Annotated in this window: 5 protein-coding genes; 2 read left to right on the plus strand and 3 right to left on the minus strand. The window is 69.4% G+C overall.

Annotated elements, in window-relative coordinates; translation table 11 throughout:
• Positions 1 to 60: 60 nt before the first annotated feature.
• On the minus strand, positions 61 to 1,920 hold the full coding sequence (gene lepA, locus Q2100_RS25220) for a translation elongation factor 4 (RefSeq protein WP_302916260.1): 1,860 nt from the start codon (positions 1,918 to 1,920) through the stop codon (positions 61 to 63).
• Positions 1,921 to 2,027: 107 nt separating this feature from the next.
• Here lepA and Q2100_RS25225 point away from each other — a divergent pair, with 107 nt between their 5' ends.
• Complete coding sequence (locus Q2100_RS25225) at positions 2,028 to 2,660, plus strand: type II toxin-antitoxin system PemK/MazF family toxin (RefSeq protein WP_302916257.1); 633 nt, start codon at positions 2,028 to 2,030, stop codon at positions 2,658 to 2,660.
• On the opposite strand, the gene Q2100_RS25230 is transcribed toward Q2100_RS25225, so the two are convergent.
• Positions 2,661 to 3,281: a GNAT family N-acetyltransferase gene (locus Q2100_RS25230; RefSeq protein WP_302916258.1), complete on the minus strand. Its 621-nt coding sequence runs from the start codon at positions 3,279 to 3,281 to the stop codon at positions 2,661 to 2,663. It lies immediately after the preceding gene.
• Positions 3,278 to 3,706, minus strand: coding sequence for a CBS domain-containing protein (locus Q2100_RS25235; RefSeq protein ID WP_264015366.1), 429 nt, complete (start codon positions 3,704 to 3,706; stop codon positions 3,278 to 3,280). Before Q2100_RS25235 ends, Q2100_RS25230 begins: the two co-directional genes overlap by 4 nt.
• Positions 3,707 to 3,818: 112 nt before the next feature.
• Between Q2100_RS25235 and Q2100_RS25240 the strand changes: the two genes are divergently transcribed.
• Positions 3,819 to 4,704, plus strand: an 886-nt coding sequence (locus Q2100_RS25240; protein WP_302916259.1) for an aldo/keto reductase, incomplete at its 3' end; no start/stop codon positions are given.

Raw genomic sequence — 4,704 nt, forward strand, 5'->3', positions numbered from 1 at the left:
GGGCGACGCGCAGCCGGCGAGCAGCGTCACCGCCGCCAGCACCGCCGCCGCCCGCATCGGCTACTTCTTCGGCTTGTCGCTGGCCGCGTCGGCGGACAGGGCGGCCACGAAGGCCTCCTGCGGAACCTCGACCCGTCCGATGGTCTTCATCCGCTTCTTGCCCTCCTTCTGCTTCTCCAGCAGCTTGCGCTTGCGGGTGATGTCGCCGCCGTAGCACTTGCTCAGCACGTCCTTGCGGATCGCCCGGATGTTCTCGCGGGCGATGATCCTCGAGCCGATCGCCGCCTGGATCGGCACCTCGAACTGCTGGCGGGGTATCAGTTCCTTGAGCTTGGTGGTCATCTTGTTGCCGTATGCCGGCGCCGAGTCCTTATGCACGATCGCGCTGAACGCGTCCACCGCCTCACCCTGCAGCAGGATGTCGACCTTCACCAGGTCGGACTCCTGCTCGCCCGCCTCCTCGTAGTCCAGGCTGGCGTAGCCACGGGTGCGCGACTTCAGGGAGTCGAAGAAGTCGAAGATGATCTCCCCCAGCGGCATGGTGTAACGCAGCTCGACACGCTCGGGCGACAGATAGTCCATTCCGCCGAGCTCGCCGCGCCGCGACTGGCACAGCTCCATGATGGTCCCGATGAACTCGCTGGGGGCGATGATCGTCGTTTTCACGACGGGTTCGTAGACGGAGCCGACCTTGCCGTCCGGCCAGTCGGAGGGATTCGTCACCACGAGTTCGGTGCCGTCGTCCTTGACGACGCGGTACACGACGTTGGGCGAGGTGGAGATCAGGTCCAGGTCGAATTCGCGTTCCAGCCGCTCCCGGGTGATCTCCATGTGCAGGAGGCCGAGGAAGCCACACCGGAAGCCGAAGCCCAGCGCCACCGACGTCTCCGGCTCCCACACCAGGGCCGCGTCGTTGAGCTGCAACCGTTCCAGCGCGTCGCGCAGGTTCGGGTAGTCCGAGCCGTCGACCGGGTAGAGCCCCGAGTACACCATCGGTCTGGGTTCGCGGTAGCCGGTGAGCGCGTCGGTGGCGCCGTTGCGCGCGGTGGTCACCGTGTCGCCGACCTTCGACTGGCGGACGTCCTTCACGCCGGTGATGAGGTAGCCGACCTCGCCGACCCCGAGGCCCTCGGTGGCCTTCGGCTCCGGCGAGACGATGCCCACCTCGAGCAGCTCATGGGTGGTGCCGGTGGACATCATCTTGATCTTCTCGCGGGGGTTGAGCTTGCCGTCCACCACGCGCACGTAGGTGACGACGCCGCGGTAGATGTCGTAGACCGAGTCGAAGATCATCGCCCGGGCGGGCGCCTCCGCATCGCCGACCGGCGCCGGGATCAGCCGGACCACCGCGTCGAGCAGTTCGCGGACACCGACGCCCGTCTTGCCCGACACCCGCAGCACGTCCTCGGGTTCGCAGCCGATGATGTGGGCGATCTCCCCGGCATAGCGGTCCGGGTCCGCGGCGGGCAGGTCGATCTTGTTCAGCACGGGGATGATCGTCAGGTCACGGTCGAGCGCCAGGTACAGATTCGCCAGGGTCTGCGCCTCGATGCCCTGGGCGGCGTCCACCAGCAGCACCGCGCCCTCGCAGGCCTCCAGCGCCCGGGACACCTCGTAGGTGAAGTCGACGTGGCCAGGGGTATCGATCAGGTGCAAGACGAAGTCCTCGGGACCTGCAGGACCCTCGACCGACCACGGCAAACGGACGTTCTGCGCCTTGATGGTGATGCCGCGCTCACGCTCGATGTCCATCCGGTCCAGGTACTGGGCGCGCATGTCCCGGTCGGCGACGACGCCGGTGATCCCGAGCATCCGGTCGGCCAGCGTCGACTTGCCGTGATCGATGTGGGCGATGATGCAGAAGTTCCGAATCTGCGCCGGCGCAGTGAACGTCTTGTCGGCGAAGCTGCTGATGGGAATCTCCTGGTGAGGCTGGGTGGGACGCGCGTGGTGCGCCCCTAAAGGGTATCGACCACCGGCGGTCGCGACACAATCGCAGCTCCCGCCGGTCACTTATGCTCGATTCCATGCCTCCGCAGTGGAAGTCGTTCCAGCGGTTCGCGGGGACCGCCGCAAAGAACTTCGTGTTCAACGAGGCGCCGAAGTTCATCCGCCAGCTCCAGCAGTCCGAGAACAAGCCGCGCACCGTGCAGCAGGGACTCCAGCAGGGCCTCAAGGTCGGCCTGGAGGCGGGCCTGTCCGCCCTGGCCGGCGCCGCCGCGGCGGGTCAGCCGACCGCGGCGATCACCAGCGGCAGGCCGGTCACCGACAACAGCGTCCCGACCGCGCACCGGGCCCGCAAGCTGGTCTACGCCCCCGATCTCGACGGCCGCGCCGACCCGGGCGAGATCGTCTGGACCTGGGTGGTCTACGAGGACGACCCGACGCGCGGCAAGGACCGCCCGGTGCTGGTGGTGGGCCGTGACCGGCGCACGCTGCTCGGCCTCATGCTGAGCAGCCAGGACCACCACCGCGACGACCCGGACTGGGTCGGTATCGGCAGCGGCGGCTGGGACGGCGACGGCCGGCCCAGCTGGGTGCGCCTCGACCGGGTGCTCGACGTGCCCGAGGAGGGCATCCGACGCGAGGGTGCGGTGCTGGACCGGGACCGGTTCGAGATCATCGCCACCCGGTTGCGCGCCGAGTACTCCTGGAGCTGACTAGCGCGGCGCCCGCCACATCGGGATCATGCTGGGGCCGCCGTCCGGGAGCTTGATCTCGCCGGTGACGTCGAAACCGAATCGCTGGTAATACGCGACGTTGTCGGGGTTGCTCGACTCCAGGTAGGCCGGCGCGTGCTCGGCGTCCACCCGGTCGAGCCGGGACCGCATCAGCGCCTGCCCGAAACCGCCCCCGCGCACCGTCGGATCGCTGCCGATGACGCCCAGGTACCAGTGCGGTTCCTCGGGATGGTGCTCCTTCATCAACTCGGTGAGCTGCTGCCCGCGCGCGACGCGGCCGCGCGCCGCCCAGAGGAACCAGGGCATCATCCGGAACTCCTCGCGCCGCGAGTGCTGCCAGCGTCCCGGTGGGTCCCACAGCGCGGCTGCCCCGATGTCCTGCCCACGCCGGGCGACCTCGACGCCGCCGCCGGCCATGAAGTGATGCCGGGTCATCGCCGCGAACATCGTCGGCAGCCCTTTCGCGCGGCGCGTTGGGTCGGGCACCATCCACGCCATCACCGGGTCGTCGGAGAACGCCCGCCCCAGCGTGCGCGCGAGCGCACGGATTTCGGCGCGCACCGGCGGCCGCACCTCGATGTCGGTCGGCACAGTGGTCATCCCTGGGTGATGTAGGCCTGCAACTGTTCGTGCTCGGCTTGCAATTCTTCCATCCGCGTCTTGACCACGTCGCCGATGCTGACGATGCCGGCGAGCCGTCCGTCCACCACCACAGGCACGTGCCGCACCCGGTTGCGCGTCATCAGCGCGCTGAGGCTGTCCACGGTGTCCTCCGGGTCGCAGGTCGCCACCACGGTCGTCATGATCTCCGACACCGGCCGCCCCAGCAGGTCCGCGCCCATCTCGTGCAGCTTGCGCACGACGTCGCGCTCGGACACGATGCCCGCCAGCCCGTCGGGTGAGACCACCACCATCGCACCGATGTTTCGCACCGACAGTTCGGTGAGCAGCCCGCTGACCGACGTCTCCGGCGTGATCGTCGCGACCGCCGCCCCTTTCGTCCGCAACACGTCCGCGATCCGCATGGGAAGCCTCCGATTGTGAGCTACGTCATATCAGGCTAGGCGGGCGGCGCACGTCGCGGAGGGTTTCGACGGCCCGGGAATGAATCGGCGGGCGCGCCACCTTGACCCAGACATGACCTCAGCACAAGCGGTACCGGCAGTCGGCTTGGGTGACGGGCTCACCGTCAGCGCGATGGGTTTCGGGGCGATGGCCCTGACGCCGGTGTACGGCGCCGTCAACGACGCCGAATCGCTGGACACCCTGCACCGCTGCCTCGACCTCGGCGTGACGTTCATCGACACCGCCGACGTCTACGGCGGCGGGGACAACGAACGCCTGATCGCAGCTCTTCTCGCCGACCGCCGCGACGAGGTCACGCTGGCCACCAAGTTCGGCATCACGGGCCTGCCGGGACGTCCGTCCGCGGGACGGCCCGGCGTCCGCAACGACGCCGCCTACGTGCGCCGCAGCGCCGACGACAGCCTGCAGCGGCTGCAGACCGACGTCATCGACCTCTACTACCTGCACCGCCGTGACGTCTCGGTGCCCATCGAGGACGCCGTCGGGGCGATGGCAGAGCTGGTGACCGCGGGCAAGGTGCGCCACCTCGGCCTCTCGGAGGTGACCGCCGACGAGTTGCGCGCCGCAGTCGCGGTGCATCCGATCGCGGCGGTGCAGAGCGAATGGTCGATCTGGAGCCGCGACGTCGAGCGCAACGTCGTCCCGGCCGCCGTCGAACTCGGCGTGGGTTTCGTGCCCTACTCACCGCTGGGCCGGGGCTTCCTGGCCGGCTCCGTGCGCTCGGGCGCCGACCTCGAGGCCGCCGGTGAATTCCGGCGCAGTCTGCCGAGGTTCGCCGCCGACGCCTTCGAGGCCAACCTCGCCGTGGTGGACACGGTCGCCACGGTGGCCGACGCCGTCGGCGCCACCCCGGCGCAGGTCGCGCTCGCATGGCTGCGCTACCGCGCCGAGGCGCTGGGCGTGCCGTCGGTCCCGATCCCCGGCACCCGGCGCGCGG

Source organism: Mycolicibacterium arseniciresistens (genome assembly GCF_030519285.1).
GTDB classification, from domain to species: domain Bacteria; phylum Actinomycetota; class Actinomycetes; order Mycobacteriales; family Mycobacteriaceae; genus Mycobacterium; species Mycobacterium arseniciresistens.